At 71.4% G+C, this 15,167-nt stretch carries 16 protein-coding genes; 7 read left to right on the top strand and 9 right to left on the bottom strand.

What is annotated here, in order from left to right; all coding sequences use genetic code 11:
* Position 1: 1 nt before the first annotated feature.
* The 5 genes from ASC56_RS29315 to ASC56_RS29295 form a co-directional block, all read right to left on the bottom strand.
* Entirely contained in the window at positions 2-856 is an 855-nt protein-coding gene (locus ASC56_RS29315) for an ABC transporter permease (RefSeq protein ID WP_199836091.1), read from the bottom strand.
* A gap of 3 nt (positions 857-859) precedes the next feature.
* On the bottom strand, positions 860-1,630 hold the full coding sequence (locus ASC56_RS29310) for an ABC transporter permease (RefSeq protein WP_055494593.1): 771 nt from the start codon (positions 1,628-1,630) through the stop codon (positions 860-862).
* The gene (locus ASC56_RS29305; protein WP_055494592.1) at positions 1,627-2,571 is read right to left on the bottom strand and encodes an ABC transporter ATP-binding protein; all 945 of its coding nucleotides are present in this window, start codon (positions 2,569-2,571) and stop codon (positions 1,627-1,629) included. Before ASC56_RS29305 ends, ASC56_RS29310 begins: the two co-directional genes overlap by 4 nt.
* Before the next feature lie 839 nt (positions 2,572-3,410).
* Complete coding sequence (locus ASC56_RS29300; protein WP_234377106.1) at positions 3,411-4,466, bottom strand: sigma-70 family RNA polymerase sigma factor; 1,056 nt, start codon at positions 4,464-4,466, stop codon at positions 3,411-3,413.
* A 66-nt stretch (positions 4,467-4,532) separates the two neighbouring features.
* Positions 4,533-5,549, bottom strand: coding sequence for a lytic transglycosylase domain-containing protein (locus ASC56_RS29295; protein WP_055494590.1), 1,017 nt, complete (start codon positions 5,547-5,549; stop codon positions 4,533-4,535).
* 348 nt (positions 5,550-5,897) lie between these two features.
* Between ASC56_RS29295 and ASC56_RS29290 the strand changes: the two genes are divergently transcribed.
* The 7 genes from ASC56_RS29290 (at position 5,898) to ASC56_RS29260 (ending at position 11,713) form a co-directional block, all read left to right on the top strand.
* The gene (locus ASC56_RS29290; protein ID WP_055494589.1) at positions 5,898-6,149 is read left to right on the top strand and encodes a hypothetical protein; all 252 of its coding nucleotides are present in this window, start codon (positions 5,898-5,900) and stop codon (positions 6,147-6,149) included.
* On the top strand, positions 6,146-6,514 hold the full coding sequence (locus tag ASC56_RS29285; protein WP_055494588.1) for a helix-turn-helix domain-containing protein: 369 nt from the start codon (positions 6,146-6,148) through the stop codon (positions 6,512-6,514). Before ASC56_RS29290 ends, ASC56_RS29285 begins: the two co-directional genes overlap by 4 nt.
* 200 nt (positions 6,515-6,714) lie before the next feature.
* Positions 6,715-7,230: a 2-oxo-4-hydroxy-4-carboxy-5-ureidoimidazoline decarboxylase gene (gene uraD / locus ASC56_RS29280; protein ID WP_055494587.1), complete on the top strand. Its 516-nt coding sequence runs from the start codon at positions 6,715-6,717 to the stop codon at positions 7,228-7,230.
* A complete protein-coding gene (gene uraH / locus ASC56_RS29275) occupies positions 7,227-7,643 on the top strand; it encodes a hydroxyisourate hydrolase (protein WP_055494586.1) in 417 nt (138 codons plus the stop codon). Before uraD ends, uraH begins: the two co-directional genes overlap by 4 nt.
* Before the next feature lie 7 nt (positions 7,644-7,650).
* Positions 7,651-8,607, top strand: a complete 957-nt coding sequence (gene pucL / locus ASC56_RS29270) for a factor-independent urate hydroxylase (protein ID WP_055494585.1) — start codon at positions 7,651-7,653, stop codon at positions 8,605-8,607.
* A gap of 124 nt (positions 8,608-8,731) precedes the next feature.
* Complete coding sequence (locus ASC56_RS29265) at positions 8,732-10,111, top strand: 8-oxoguanine deaminase (protein WP_055494584.1); 1,380 nt, start codon at positions 8,732-8,734, stop codon at positions 10,109-10,111.
* Between the two features lie 219 nt (positions 10,112-10,330).
* Positions 10,331-11,713, top strand: a complete 1,383-nt coding sequence (locus ASC56_RS29260; RefSeq protein WP_055494583.1) for a nucleobase:cation symporter-2 family protein — start codon at positions 10,331-10,333, stop codon at positions 11,711-11,713.
* Positions 11,714-11,788: 75 nt separating this feature from the next.
* Here ASC56_RS29260 and ASC56_RS29255 read toward each other — a convergent pair whose 3' ends face one another.
* From ASC56_RS29255 to ASC56_RS29240, 4 genes are all read right to left on the bottom strand, one after another.
* Positions 11,789-12,211 (bottom strand): thioesterase family protein, encoded by a 423-nt coding sequence (locus tag ASC56_RS29255; RefSeq protein WP_055494582.1) that lies wholly within the window; start codon positions 12,209-12,211, stop codon positions 11,789-11,791.
* A 132-nt stretch (positions 12,212-12,343) separates the two neighbouring features.
* The gene (locus ASC56_RS29250; protein ID WP_055494581.1) at positions 12,344-12,973 is read right to left on the bottom strand and encodes a hypothetical protein; all 630 of its coding nucleotides are present in this window, start codon (positions 12,971-12,973) and stop codon (positions 12,344-12,346) included.
* Positions 12,974-13,024: 51 nt separating this feature from the next.
* Positions 13,025-13,675 carry a histidine phosphatase family protein gene (locus ASC56_RS29245; protein WP_055494580.1) on the bottom strand — a complete coding sequence of 217 codons (651 nt, stop codon included), beginning with the start codon at positions 13,673-13,675 and terminating at the stop codon, positions 13,025-13,027.
* 208 nt (positions 13,676-13,883) lie between these two features.
* Positions 13,884-15,092 (bottom strand): pyridoxal phosphate-dependent aminotransferase, encoded by a 1,209-nt coding sequence (locus ASC56_RS29240; RefSeq protein ID WP_055494579.1) that lies wholly within the window; start codon positions 15,090-15,092, stop codon positions 13,884-13,886.
* Positions 15,093-15,167 lie beyond the last annotated feature (75 nt).

The raw sequence follows: 15,167 nt of genomic DNA, 5'->3' as shown, positions 1-15,167 counted from the left end.
CTCACCCCGCGATCCGTACGGTCGTGTTGGCGCCCCAGATCGCCAGGCTGAGGAAGAAGTCCAGGACGTTCACGGCGACGATGGAGGTACGCACCGCACGGCCCACCGCGACGCCGACCCCGGCCGGCCCGCCGCTCGCGTGGTAGCCGTAGTAGCAGTGCACCAGGATGATCAGGACCGCGAAGACGATCACCTTGCCGAAGGACCACAGGACGTCGACCGGCGGCAGGTACTGGTGGAAGTAGTGGTCGTACGTGCCCGTCGACTGCCCGTAGTAGCCGGTGGTGATGGTGCGGGCGGCCAGGTACGAGGACAGCAGCCCGATCACGTACAGCGGGATCACGGCGACGAAGCCGGCGATCATCCGGGTCGTCACCAGGAACGGCAGCGAGGGGACGCCCATCACCTCCAGCGCGTCGGTCTCCTCGCTGATCCGCATCGCGCCGAGCTGCGCGGTGAAGCCGGCGCCGACCGTCGCGGACAGGGCGAGCCCGGCCACCAGCGGGGCGATCTCCCGGGTGTTGAAGTACGCCGACAGGAACGCCACGAAGTTGGAGGTGCCGAGCTGGTTGAGGGCCGCGTACCCCTGGAGCCCGACCTCGGTGCCCGTGAAGAACGACAGGAAGGCGATCACACCGACCGTGCCGCCCACGACGGCGAGCGCGCCGCGGCCGAAGCTCACCTCGGCCAGCAGCCGCAGGATCTCCTTCTTGTAGCGACGCAGGGTGCGGCCCGTCCACGCCAACGAGCGGGCGTAGAAGGCAAGTTGGGTGCCCAGGTTGTCGAGTGGGCGGAACGGGCGGTCGATCAGGTCCTGAGGCCGCAGTCTTCGGGTGCGCAGTCCTTGGGGTCGCATCGGCTAACCCCTCTGCGGGACGACTTGGAAGTACACCGCGGTCATCACGAAGTTCGTCACGAACAGCAACATGAAGGTGATCACCACCGACTGGTTCACCGCGTCGCCGACACCCTTCGGGCCGCCCTGCGCGGTCAGTCCCTTGTAGGAGGCGACGATCGCGGCGATCGCCCCGAACACCAGCGCCTTCAGTTCGGCCGCCCACAGGTCGGAGAGCTGCGCGAGGGTGGTGAACGACGCCAGATACGCGCCTGGCGTGCCGTTCTGGAGGATCACATTGAAGAAATAGCCGCCCGCGACGCCGACGACCGACACCAATCCGTTGAGCAGCACGGCGACCACCATGGAGGCCAGCACGCGCGGGACGACCAGCCGGTGGATCGGGTCGATGCCGAGCACCTGCATCGCGTCGATCTCGTCCCGGATCCGGCGCGCCCCGAGGTCCGCGCAGATCGCCGTGCCGCCCGCGCCCGCGATCAGCAGCGCGGTGACGATCGGCGAGGCCTCCCTCAGTACCGCCAGCACCGAGGCGGCCCCGGAGAAGGACTGGGCCCCCAGCTGTCGTGTCAGGCTGCCGATCTGCAGGGCGATGACCGCCCCGAAGGGGATGGAGACCAGGGCCGTGGGCAGGATGGTGACGCTCGCGACGAACCACGCCTGCCGGATGAACTCCCGTGCCTGGAAGGGCCGTCGGGGCAGGGCCCGCACGACGTCCAGCGCCATCGCGAACAGATGGCCCGAGTGCCGCAGAGCTGCGGTCGGGGACAGGCTCATGCCTCCGCGACCTCCCTCCGGCGCAGCTCGGCCTCCCGTCTCGCGATCGCCTCCCAGCGGGGCGGTCGGGTGATGCCTGGCCCCGGCAGCAGGCGGGGAGTCAGTGCCTGACTGCCGGGAGTGCGGGGGTGCCCGTCGTCACCGAGCTGCGCCAGCTCCTGCGCGACCTGGGCGGCGTCCTTCTCCTCCGCCATGCCGATCGGCCCCTGCATCCGGCCGTTCAGGAACTGGCGCACCACCGGCTCGTCGCTGGTCAGCAGCTGCTCGCGGGGACCGAACATGACGAGTTCGCGCCGGAACAACAGCCCGATGTTGTCGGGCACCTGGCGGGCCGAGGCGATGTCGTGCGTGACGATCAGGAAGGTCGCGTCGATCTGCGCGTTGAGATCGACGATCAACTGGTTGAGATAGGCCACCCGGACCGGGTCGAGGCCGGAGTCGGGCTCGTCGAAGAGGATGATCTCCGGGTCCAGCACCAGCGCCCGGGCCAGACCGGCCCGCTTGCGCATACCGCCGGAGATCTCGCCGGGCAGCTTCCCCTCGGCGCCGATCAGGCCGACCATGTCCATCTTCTCCAGCACGATCCGCCGGATCTCGCTCTCGGACCTGCGGGTGTGCTCGCGCAGCGGGAAGGCGATGTTGTCGTACAGGGTCATCGAGCCGAACAGAGCGCCGTCCTGGAACAGGACCCCGAACAGCTTCCGCACCTCGTACAGCTCGTGCTCGCGCAGCCGGGTGATGTCCCGCCCGGCGACCTTCACGGAACCGTGGTCGGGCCTGAGCAGTCCGACGAGCGTCTTGAGGAACACCGACTTGCCCGTCCCCGAGGGGCCGAGCATGACCGAGACCTCCCCGGCGGGCAGGGTCAGCGAGACGTCCTGCCAGATGACCTGGTGGCCGAAGGACTTGGTCAGCCCCTCCACACAGATCTCGACACCCATCCCGTCCACCCTTCGCATGCGTGAGCAGCTCCGACGTCTGCTCTACGGGGAGGGGCGGACCGTCCGTCGCGCCGAAGGCCGAATTTTTTCGGACGGATTTACGCACACGACACACGCGCGCTCACGGACGGCCTCACGCTGTGGCTCACGGATGGTCTGCGGGCGGTCCTGCGGGCGGTCCTGCGGGCGGGGTCGCGCGGGCGGGGGCCGGGATACGCGCGGGCTCGTGGACGGCCTTGCGTGCGGGCTTGCGAGCAGTGTGCGCGCGGGCTGCCGAGACACGTGTGGGGGCGGCATCGGGTCCTGTGGTGGCTTTGCGCGCGGGTCCGCGGATGCGTGCGCGCGGCCTGGGAGACAGGCTCAGCGGGGGAGTCGGGGGTGGGTTGGGCGGTGGGCCTGGGGACGTCCTGGCGAGCGGGGTCACGGACGCGTCACACGCGGGCTGACGGACGGCTTCACGCTCGGCTGGGGGGCGCTCTACGCGCGGGCTTGCGGATGGGTTCGCGTGGACTTGCGGACGACGTTACGGGCGAACTCACGGCGGCTTCCGGGCGGGCTGCGCGCGCTCGTGGATGCGTTCGGGGGCGGGCCTGCGGACGGGTCGCTCGCGGGTGGCGGGTGCGTTCGCGCGGGGACGTGCGGACGGGTCGCTTGCGGGTGGCGGCTGTTCGCGCGCCGATGTGCGGACAGGTCACTCGGGGGTGGCAGGTGCGTTCGCGCGTGGGCCTGCGGACGGGCGCGTTTGGGTCCGGGAACACGTCTTGGGCCCGTGAAATGGGTTCATGCGCGGGCGTACGGACAGGTTCCGCACCGGACCGTCGATGGACGGGCGCTCCGGTCTACGGCAGCTTCACCGGGGGTGTGCTCGGGGCCTTCGGCGTGGGAACGGGCAGGGGCACGGACGGTACGGCGGAAGGGGTCGGCACCGCCGGAGGGGACGGGACGGTGGACCTGACCCGCCCCGGCACGTCCGGCACGTGCGGCAGCCCGGGTACGCCGGGCACGCTCGGGACCCCGGGCGCCGAAAGCGCCGGTAGCGGCGACACCTCGGGCAGGGACGGCAGGGACAGCGGCACCGGTGCCCCCTGGCCGGACGGCCTTCCCCGGTCGGTCGCCTTCGAGGTCGCGGGGGAGGGCCCACGCGTCCGCGCACCGCCCGTCCCGCCGCCGCTGTCGTCCCCGAGCGGGCGCGCACTCCAGGACTCGGCCGGCCGGGGAGCCGGACCGCTGCCGCCCCCGCCGCCGTCGAACGCGGGCGGCAGCACCAGCCCCGCCACCGCCAGCGTCGCAGCGGTGGAGGCGACCGCCAGCGTCTGCGCCCTTCCGCCCGCGCGCGGCCGTCCGCGCCCGAGCAGGAACAGCACCAGCCCGAGCGTCCCGGCCAGCGACGCGCGCAGCGTCCGCCGGGCCCGGGCCAGCAGCGACTCGACGGTCCGGTAGCTCAGCCCCATCCGCACCGCGACCTGACCCACGTCGAGGTCCTCGGACTTCAGCCGCAGGGCCTCCGCCTGGCGGGCGGGCAGTTCCCCGCTGCGCACGGCCAGCCACTTGGCCTCGGCCCGGTCGCACACCACCTCCTCGACGGGCACGGGGCCCGGCGCGATGAGGGTGGGGCTGCTGCGCACCTCGGCCTCCCGGTTGACCTGCCGGTACCGGTCCACGCACAGCCGCATCGTCACGGTCGTCAGCCAGGCGCCGAGGCGTTCGTCGTCGAGCTCGGGGCGTTCCGCGGCGCGCAGCATCGCCTCGTGCACGGCGTCCTCGGCGTCCTCCGGGCTCATCGACCTGCGCCGGGCCACCTTGAGCAACTGCTCACGGTGGCTCCACATGCGCTGCCAACGGTCGTCGGCCGCCTGTGTCTCCGCGGCCATGGCCGCCTCTGTTCCAGCAGGCATGTCCGTCGCCATGAGGGCCCCTTCGCGCTCACCCGCCGGTCCTGTGCCAACCGGCGGGTGGCGACATTACCGCCGAGTATCCACGGTTGTGGAGGGGGCGGAGCCCATCGTCTTCTCACTGTTGCTGGTCAGCGGGCCGGGATGGGGCAGTATCCCGCCCGGCACTGTGACACTCGGTGCGGGCACGGGGAGCAGAGTCCCCTGGGGCTCCTGTGTCGCACCGACCGTACGGGACGGCGTGGGCGACGGTACGGGAGCCGGCGCCGACGGTGTCCCCGAGGGGGCCGTGCTCGGCCGGCCGGACGGCTTCGGCGTGGGCCTGGGGGAGTTCGGGCGGGACGGCCGTGGCCGGGACGGGGACTCGGCGGGCGGGTCAGGCACCACCTGGTACCCCTCCAGGAAGTAGGCGTACCAGGCCCTGACCGTGCGCAGATAGGCCCCCGAGTGGTTGTAGCCGAGGATCGCCCGGTCCAGGTCGGCGGGGTTGGAGAGATCCCTGCCGCCCGCGCAGAGGTAGTGCCCGGCGGCGAGCGCCGCGTCGAAGACGTTGTTCGGGTCGGCCCGTCCGTCGCCGTTGCCGTCAGCGCCCCAGCGGGCCCAGGTGGACGGGATGAACTGCATCGGGCCGACCGCTCGGTCGTACGCCGTGTCCCCGTCGTACACGCCCCCGTCGGTGTCACGGACGACGGCGAAGGCGCCGCCGTCGAGCCGGGGCCCGAGGATCGGCGTCACGGTCGTACCGTCCGCGGTCACCCGGCCGCCCCCCGCCTGCCCGGACTCCACCTGGCCGACCGCGGCCAGCAGCTGCCACCGCAGTCGGCATCCTGGCGCGGTGCGCGCGAGCTCCGAGGCGGCGTGCCGGTACGCGGCGAAGACGGTCGCGGGCAGGGCGCCGCCCGTCACCGCCGGCGCCGAGTCCGGCTTCGGCGCCGGCGTTCCGGCTCGCAGCGGCGGGAGCTCGGTGCGGTACGGGGTGTCGCCGGACACGGTCGGCCCGTGCTCGGCGGCTGCCGTGCCGCGCGTCGGTTCCGATGCCCGAGCCGGCACCGCCCCCGGCGCCTGGGAGGCGGTCAGGGCAGCCATGGCCGCCGCCGCGATCGCCGTACCCCTGGCGCCTCTGAAAGCACCCTTGGCCCCTCTGAATGCACCCGTGGCGCCTCCGAATGCACCCTTGGACGTGCGTCCTGCCACCTCGTGGTCCCCTCCCTGTTCGGATTCCGTCCTCTGCTCTACGCGGCCGCCCGGCGCGTCCGTCGCACCGGGCCGAGCCGGGGAGCGCGGTCCGTTGGGCAGGGCCCATCCCCGTCCGCTTCCGGGGAGGGAGGCCCGTGTCCGGGTCCGTTAAGGTCTCACCAGGCGGCCGGGGCAGCCCGACCCCGACGGTGGACCTGACGGAGACGCGCGGGTCGCAGGAGATGCCATGGGGGCACAGTGCGATTGAGAGTGGAGTTCACGACCGAGCCCTTCGACCTCGACGAGGCGCCCGAGCACGCGCTCGTCGCCCGCGAGGTCATCGAGGCGGCCGAGCTGGACGCCGTGGACGTCGGCCCGTTCGGCAACACCGCGGAGGGCGGTGCCGACGCGGTGCTCACGGCCGTGGACGCACTGCTGCACAAGGCCCTCAAGGCCGGTGCCACACGGATCTCCCTGCAGGTCAACGTGGTCGGGGAGGAGGGCAGGTGACCGGGAAGGGGGACGAGCCCTTCATCACGGCCGTGAAGCCGCTGGTCGACGCCATGGGCGGTGAGCTGCTGCCCCCCGACCAGGCCGGCCCCGACGACGTGGTGCTCGCCTGGGAGGGCGCGGACGTCGTCGCCGTACGCCTGCCGCAACTCGCCGACTCGCTCGACCACATCCTGGCGGCGATGGAACGCAAGCGCGGCAAGCCGCTGGCCGAGCTGGACCGCAAGGCCAAGCAGGAGGTCGTACGCGCCCTGGAGGCGCGCGGCGCCTTCTCCGTGCGCCATGGGGTGGAGACCGTCGCGAGCGCCCTCGGCGTCAGCCGCTTCACCGTCTACAACTACCTCAACCGCGAGAAGGAGTCCTGACCGCGGCCGCACGGCCCGCCCGCACCGCCCCCGCCACGCACCACGCACCGCCCGCACCACGCACCGCGCACGGCGCGGCGCCGCCCGACGCAAGGCGGCGGTTTCGTTTCCCCGAATCTTCAACAAAGTGTTGACTCCATGTCGTGCGGGGGCGTTAGCTGTTCGCAGCCCGATCAGCACCAAGGCCACGGAGGCCCCCCGTGACTTCGACTTCCACGCCACCGGGTCTGGCCCGCTTCAACGCCCTGGAGGAGCACGCGGCCCTTGCCGCCCTCCAGGAGGCATGCGCCTCCACGGCGTGGGCCCGGCGGCTGCTCGCCGCGCGCCCCTACGCCACCGCCGAGGACCTCTGTGCCGCGAGCGACGCCGCCATGGCCGAGCTCACCACAGCGGACCTTCAGGAGGCGATGGCCGGGCACCCGCCGATCGGCCGCCCCGAGCCGGGCGACCCCACCTCGGCCCGGGAGCAGCGCGGCATGGCCGGCGCCTCCGAGGCGCTCAAGGCGGAGATGCTCGAACTCAACCTGGCGTACCAGGAGAAGTTCGGCCATGTCTTCCTGATCTGCGCGACCGGGAAGACCGGCGAGCAGATGCGCGACGCGGTCAGGGAGCGGATCGGAAACGCGCCGGAGCAGGAGCGGGAGATCGTCCGCACCGAGCTGGGCAAGATCAACCGTATCCGGCTTGCCCGACTGCTTGAAGAGGAAACCGCATGAGCACCGAGACCACCGCCTCCGTGTCCACGCACATCCTGGACACCAGCGTCGGCCGCCCCGCCGAGGGTGTCGCCGTCCGCCTCCTCGCCCGCGCGGGCCGGGACGCGGACTGGCAGGCGCTCGGCGGCTCCACGACCGACGCGGACGGCCGGTGCAAGGACCTGCCGGCCCTGCCCGAAGGGACGACCCACGTACGCCTCGACTTCGCCGTCGAGGCGTATTTCGAGAAGCTCGAAAAGCTCGAGAAGAAGCAAGCCGATGCGCAGCAGGACGCCCCCGCGAATCGGGACAGCGGTGCGGCGGGAGTGTTCTTCCCGGAGGTGGCGATCACATTCGCCGTCGTGCCGGGCGAGCACTACCACGTGCCGCTGCTGCTCAACCCGTTCGGCTACTCCGTTTACCGAGGGAGCTAGCAGACACATGGCAGTCAATTCCCACCCTTCCCGCCCCGTGGTTCTCGGCCAGAACCAGTACGGCAAGGCGGAGAACCGCGTCGTGAAGATCACGCGGGACGGCGCCACCCACCACATCAAGGACCTGAACGTGTCCGTCGCGCTCTCCGGCGACATGGACGAGGTCCACTACTCCGGTTCGAACGCCAACGTCCTGCCGACCGACACCACCAAGAACACGGTGTTCGCGTTCGCCAAGGAGTACGGCATCGAGTCCGCCGAGCAGTTCGGCATCCACCTCGCCCGTCACTTCGTGACCTCGCAGGAGCCCATCCACCGGGCCCGCATCCGCATCGAGGAGTACGCCTGGGACCGGATCGAGGCCTCCGACGCCAGCTCGAAGTTCATCGGCGCCGACGAGGTCAGGCACTCCTTCGTCCGCAAGGGCCAGGAGACCCGGCTGACGCAGATCACCTATGACGGTTCGTCGTGGGAGGTCGTCTCGGGGCTGAAGGACCTCGTGGTGATGAACTCGACGAACTCCGAGTTCTGGGGCTACGTCAAGGACAGGTACACGACGCTCCCCGAGGCGTACGACCGCATCCTGGCCACCGAGGTCGCCGGGCGCTGGCGGTTCAACTGGAGCGACGACGAGCAGAAGATGCCCAACTGGGAGAAGTCCTACGAGCAGACCAGGAAGCACCTGCTCCAGGCCTTCGCCGAGACGTACTCGCTGTCGCTGCAGCAGACGCTCTACCAGATGGGCGCGCGCATCATCAATCACCGCAGTGAGATCGACGAGGTCCGCTTCTCGCTCCCGAACAAGCACCACTTCCTGGTGGACCTGGAGCCGTTCGGGCTGAAGAACGACACCGCCGAGGGAGCTGTGTACTTCGCCGCCGACCGTCCCTACGGCCTGATCGAGGCCACCATCCTGCGGGACGGCTGCGAGGCGAGGATCCCCGTGGACCTCACCAACCTCTGACCCACCCGGGTGCCCCCGGCCCTCCGGGGGCACCCCCTCCCTCGGCACCCGTGGCCTCCGGGCCGCGGCACTCAAACTCCCAGGGTCCTGCCGTGCCCCCTCCGCAGAGCGAAAAGGACGAACCATGGCAGCAGCCCAGCGCATCGTCATCGAGAACGGTGCGATCGCGACCGTGGACGCGGACGACACCGAGCACGCCCGCGGGTACGTCGTCGTCGCCGGCAACCGTATCGAGTCGGTCGGCGCGGGCAAGGCCCCCGAGGGCCTGGAGAACGTCGTACGCCGTATCGACGCCTCCGGCCACCTCGTGACCCCTGGCCTGGTCAATACCCACCATCACTTCTACCAGTGGATCACCCGGGGCCTGGCCACGGACCACAACCTCTTCGACTGGCTGGTGGCGCTGTACCCGATCTGGGCACGCATCGACGAGCGGATGGTGTACGCGGCCGCGCAGGGCTCGCTCGCCATGATGGCCCGCGGCGGCGTGACCACCGCCATGGACCATCACTACGTCTTCCCGAAGGGCTCCGGCGACCTGTCCGGCGCCATCGTCCGCGCCGCCCGCGAGACGGGGGTTCGCTTCACGCTGGCCCGCGGCTCCATGGACCGCAGCGAGAAGGACGGGGGCCTGCCGCCGGACTTCGCCGTCGAGACCCTGGAAGGCGCGCTGGCCGCCACCGAGGCGACCATCGACGAACACCACGACACCTCCTTCGACGCCATGACGCAGGTGGCCGTGGCCCCCTGCTCCCCCTTCTCGGTCTCCACCGAACTCCTCAGGCAGGGCGCCGAGCTGGCGCGGCGCAAGGGCGTACGACTGCACACCCACGGTTCGGAGACGGTGGAGGAGGAGAAGTTCTGCCACGAGCTGTTCGGCATGGGCCCGACCGACTACTTCGAGTCCACCGGCTGGCTCGGCGAGGACGTGTGGATGGCGCACTGCGTCCACATGAACGACTCCGACATCGCCACCTTCGCCCGTACGAGGACGGGGGTCGCCCACTGTCCTTCGTCCAACGCCCGTCTGGCCGCCGGCATCGCCCGGGTCCCCGACATGCTCGCCGCCGGCGTCCCGGTCGGCCTCGGTGTCGACGGCACGGCGTCCAACGAGTCCGGCGAACTCCACACCGAACTGCGCAACGCGCTCCTGATCAACCGCCTCGGGGCCCGTCGCGAGGCCGCCCTGAACGCCCGTCAGGCCCTGCGCCTCGGCACCTACGGGGGCGCCCAGGTCCTCGGCCGCTCCGCGGAGATCGGCTCCCTGGAGCCGGGCAAGCTCGCCGACCTCGTGCTGTGGAACCTCGACACGCTGGCGCACGCCTCGATCGCCGACCCGGTGACCGCACTGGTCTTCGGCGCGGCGGCCCCGGTCACCCTCTCGCTCGTGAACGGCGAGCCGGTCGTGGACAGCGGCCGTCTGCTGCACGTCGACGAGGACGCCATCGCCCGCTCAACGCGGGAAGAGGCCCAGCGCCTGGCGCGGATCGCCGCGCAGGGCTGAGCAGGTGAAGACTCCGGCCGGGAGGGACGGCTCCCGGTCGGCACCGTGGACCCGAGCGGGGTCCACGGCGGCCGTCTCCGGGGCGCGCGTGGACGCGCGCGCCCCGGACCGGTCACCGTTCCCCGGAACGGATCCCGTCCCCGGTCCCGCACGACCGCCGCGCACCACCTCCCTGAAACCCGCGTCAGAGCCGACGTGTAACCGACCGGAGGAGCCGCCGTGTCCGCCCACCCAGTCGACGAGAAACTCCCCGCCCTCAAGATGGCCACCAGCGGTCTGCAGCATGTGGCCGCCATGTACGCGGGAGTCGTCGCCCCACCCCTGATCGTCGGAGCGGCCATAGGCCTCTCCGGCGCCGAACTGACCTTCCTCACCGGTGCCTGCCTGTTCACCGCGGGCCTGGCCACGTTCCTCCAGACCCTCGGGATATGGAAGATCGGCGCCCGGCTGCCCTTCGTCAACGGCGTCACCTTCGCCGGGGTGGCCCCCATGACCGCGATCGTCGCCTCCACCAAGGACAGGTCGGACGCCCTGCCGATCATCTTCGGCGCGGTGATCGTCGCCGGACTCCTCGGCTTCCTGGCGGCGCCCGTCTTCTGCAAGGCCGTCCGCTTCTTCCCGCCGGTCGTCACCGGCAGCGTCATCACCCTCATCGGCGTCTCGCTCCTGCCCGTCGCCTTCGGCTGGGCCCAGGGACCCAACCCGTCGGCCCACGACTACGGTTCGGCGACGAACCTGGGCCTGGCGGCGGCGACCCTGGTGATCGTCCTGTTGCTGCGCCGGTTCACCCGGGGCTTCGTCAAGCAGGTCGCCGTGCTGCTCGGCCTGATCGCCGGCACCATCGTCGCGATCCCCTTCGGTGTGACGGACTTCGGCCCGGTCGCGGAGGCGGACGTCATCGGCTTCTCCACCCCGTTCCACTTCGGCGCCCCGCAGTTCCAGCTCGCCGCGATCCTCTCCCTGTGCGTGGTGATGGTGGTCTCGATGACCGAGTCGACCGCGGACATGCTCGCGCTCGGCGAGATCGTGGAGCGTCCGGTGGACGAGAGGACCATCGCCGCGGGCCTGCGCGCCGACACCCTCGGCTCGGCCCTCAGTCCCCTGTTCAACGGCTTCATGTGCAGCGCCTTCGCACAGAACATCGGCCTCGTCGCGATGACCCGGATCCGCAGCCGCTACGTCGTCGCCACCGGCGGTGGCTTCCTGGTCCTGATGGGCCTGTGCCCGATGGCCGCCTCACTCATCGCCGTCGTACCCCGTCCGGTGCTCGGCGGCGCGGGCGTGGTGCTGTTCGGCTCGGTGGCCGCGAGCGGCATCCAGACGCTCGTCAGGGCCGGCCTGGAGAAGGACAACAACGTGCTGATCGTGGCCGTCTCGCTGGCCGTGGGCATCATCCCGATCACCGCGCCGCACTTCTACCACGCCTTCCCCCAGACGGCGCGGATCGTGCTGGACTCGGGCATCTCGACGGGCTGCGTGACCGCGGTCCTGCTGAACCTCGTCTTCAACCACCTCGGCAAGGGACGGGACGCGCAGGACGTGACCCATCCGATGGAGGCGGGCGAGGAGATCGCGGGGGCACGGACGGCGACCGCGCACTGATGCGGACGAGGGGTACGGTCACGGCCGTACCCCTCGGTGCGGTGGTGGCCGCCCGTCCCGCCGCGCGCTTGGTGCTCACAGCCCGAACAGCTCCGGTTCGCGCGCCAGAGCCCGGAAGTACCCCTGCGGGTCGGCCACCAGCCTGCGCTCCCTGAGGTCCATCAGCCCGCCGACCGACGCCACCTCGGCGGAGACCGTGCCGTCCGTCCTGAGGATCGTCTGCGCGATCCGGAAGGTCTTGCCCTCGCCCCACTCGAAGGCGCACGTCACCTGGACCTCGTCGCCCGCGCGCAGCTCCCGCAGATAGCGGATGGTCGTCTCCAGGACCACCGGTCCGACCCCCTTGGCGAGCAGCTCGGACGGGCTCACCCCGGCGGCCTGCAGGATGCTCCAGCGCGCATGCTCCGCGTACTGCAGATACACGCTCTGGTTGAGGTGCCCCAGGGCATCCGTCTCGTACCCGCGGACGGTGACCTGGACGGCGAACGGCTCAGCCATGATGTTCCTCCCCGTGACGGCATCGGACATACGGATGTATGCATGTACGAATGTACGGCAGTGGCGTGTGCGCCTGGCGGTCCTGCCGGTGTCAACTCGGCCCGCGGAAGGGATAGTCCGGCCGACGGCGGCTCATATGCGGCGCGGTGATGCCAGCACATACCGCTCCCGCGTCCGGGGCTGGGTGTGCTCGCTCACCTGCCAGCCCGCCTGCTCCAGCGTGGCCGCGCAGGCGCGCAGTGCCGTGGGGTCCGGCTCGTGCACGGCGACCGCCTCCGGCTGCGGGGTCGCACGCACCCGGTAACCGTCCCCCTCCCCGGTCGCCGGCCGGTGCCCCGCGGCCTCCAGGGCGAGCGCCGCGGCCCGCACCAGATGGGCGCGCTCCCAGCCGCACGGACGGTCGGTGGCGCCGCCCGGATTGGTCATCCGGCGCAGCTCCAGCAGGCCCTGCCAGGCGCTGTGCACCTCCCGGGTGCGAGCGGGGGAGGCGTCCGCGGTCTGCTCGCCGCCGACCCGCGCGGCGAACACGCCGGAGTCCGCCGGTGCGGGCACGGCCGCCGCCACCGCCTCCTCGGCGGGCGTCTCCCGTATGCGATGCCCGGCCGGGGTCAGGAAGTGATCGTGCGGCGGACGCGGATGCCGGAAGGCCAGCCCCCGCTTCACCAGCGCCGCCAGCTGGGCGTCCGTCGCCCTGAGCCGCCCGGTCACCGGGTCGGCGGCCTCGATCAGGCGCCGCTGCGCGGCGGTCGGCGGTCGGGTCACGGCGTGCTCCTTCCGCGGGGGCACAGGCCGGGGACAGGGCCCCCGCACGCGTCAGTGTCCGTCGGGCCCCGCCTCCCCCGCGGCGAGGGACCCATGGGAACAGTACGCGTCGGGTCTGACATTCCAGCCGGCCACCACATGGCGGCGGTGCTCCGTGCCCAGCCGGCTCATCGTCCCCGTGGAGAGCTGGAACAGGGCGCCCGCCGAGGCGGGCAGCCCCAGCCGTCGTGCGGTCAGAACCCGAAGGAAGTGCCCGTGCGAGACCACGACCACACTGCCCTCCGACTCGGCGAGGGCCGCGTCGATCTTGGCGAGCATCCGATCCGCGCGTTCCCCGACCTCCTCGGGGCCCTCCCCGGGATGCTCCGGCGGACCCGGCGCCACGCCGTCCCTGAACAGGAACCAGTCCGGTCTGCTCCGCTGGATCTCGACGGTCGTGACGCCCTCGTAGCCTCCGTAGTCCCACTCGCACAGGTCCGCGTCCACGCGCGCTCCGCCGACCCCGGCCAGCCGGGCCGTCTCGCGGGCCCGCTGCATCGGGCTGACGAACGCCGCCGCGATGTGGTGGCGCGCGATCAGCGGAGCCAGTCGGCGCGCCTGCTCCCGGCCGTTGTCGGTCAGCGGGACGTCGGTCCGTCCGGTGTGCCGCCCGGACAACGACCACTCGGTCTCACCGTGCCGGACGAGAAGGAGGTCACCCACGCCCTGTCCTTCCTGTTTCGCTCCACAGCACCGTGTTTTCGCTCCACAGCACCGTGTCATGGGGTCGCGGCGGCGCGCAGGACGGACTGGGCCAGACGGCCGTTCTCCGGGGAGGCACCCAGACCCGGGGGAAGGCGAAGCGGCGGTACGACTCGGCCGGGCGCGCGAAGCCGGGGGATCACCGACAGGGGGCCGCCGCCCGCATTCCCTACTGCCGGTACCCGCTGAGGAACCGCCCGATCCGCCCGATCGCCGTCTCCAGCACGTCGGCCTGCGGCAGGGTGAGGATCCGGAAGTGGTCGGGGGAGGGCCAGTTGAAGCCCGTCCCCTGGACGACCTGGATCTTCTCGCGCAGCAGCAGGTCCAGGACGAACTTCTCGTCGTCGTGGATCCTGTGCACCTTCGGGTCCAGGCGCGGGAACGCGTACAGCGCGCCCTTCGGCTTCACGCACGTCACGCCGGGGATCTCGTTGAGCTTCTGCCAGGCGCGGTCGCGCTGTTCGTGGAGGCGGCCGCCGGGCGCGGTCAGCTCGGTGATGGACTGGCGGCCGCCGAGCGCGGCCTGGATCGCGTACTGGGCCGGTGCGTTGGCGCACAGCCGCATGGAGGCCAGCATCATCAGGCCCTCCAGGTAGTTGCGCGCGTGCTGCTTCGGGCCCGTCACGACCAGCCAGCCGGAGCGGAAGCCCGCCACACGGTAGGTCTTCGACAGTCCGCAGAAGGTGAGGACCACCAGGTCGGGGGCGAGGGCGGCGGCCGAGTGGTGCACCGCGTCGTCGTACAGGATCTGGTCGTAGATCTCGTCCGCGAAGACCATCAGGCCGTGCCGGCGGGCGAGGTCGAGGATGCCCTCGACGATCTCCTTGGGGTAGACCGCGCCCGTCGGGTTGTTGGGGTTGATGATCACGACGGCCTTGGTGCGGTCCGTGATCTTCGACGCCATGTCGGCCAGGTCCGGATACCAGTCGGCCTGTTCGTCGCACAGGTAGTGCACGGCCCTGCCGCCCGCGAGGGTCGTCACGGCCGTCCACAGGGGGAAGTCCGGTGCGGGTACGAGGATCTCGTCGCCGTCCTCCACCAGCGCCTGTACCGCCATCGAGACCAGCTCGGAGACGCCGTTGCCGAGGAAGACGTCGTCGACGCCGACCTCCAGACCCCGCTCCTGGTAGCGCTGCGCCACGGCACGGCGGGCGGAGAGGACACCGCGCGAGTCCGTGTACCCGTGCGCCTGCGGCAGCATCCGGATCATGTCCTGGAGGATCTCCTCCGGCGCCTCGAACCCGAAGAGCGCGGGGTTGCCGGTGTTCAGGCGCAGCACGCTGTGGCCCGCCTCCTCCAGCGCGTTGGCGTGCTCGATCACCGGACCGCGGATCTCGTAACAGACTTCGCTGAGCTTGCTCGACTGCCGGAACTCCATGCGCCGCTTCCCCTCCGCTATCGGGTGTTGCTTGGTTTTACCAAGTGACAGCTTGGAAAGTCCAACAACGTGTCT

This window comes from Streptomyces sp. TP-A0356 (assembly GCF_001417775.1).
GTDB lineage: Bacteria > Actinomycetota > Actinomycetes > Streptomycetales > Streptomycetaceae > Streptomyces.
The sequence above is the reverse complement of the archived record's forward strand: the minus strand, read 5'-3'. Positions and strand labels throughout refer to the sequence as shown.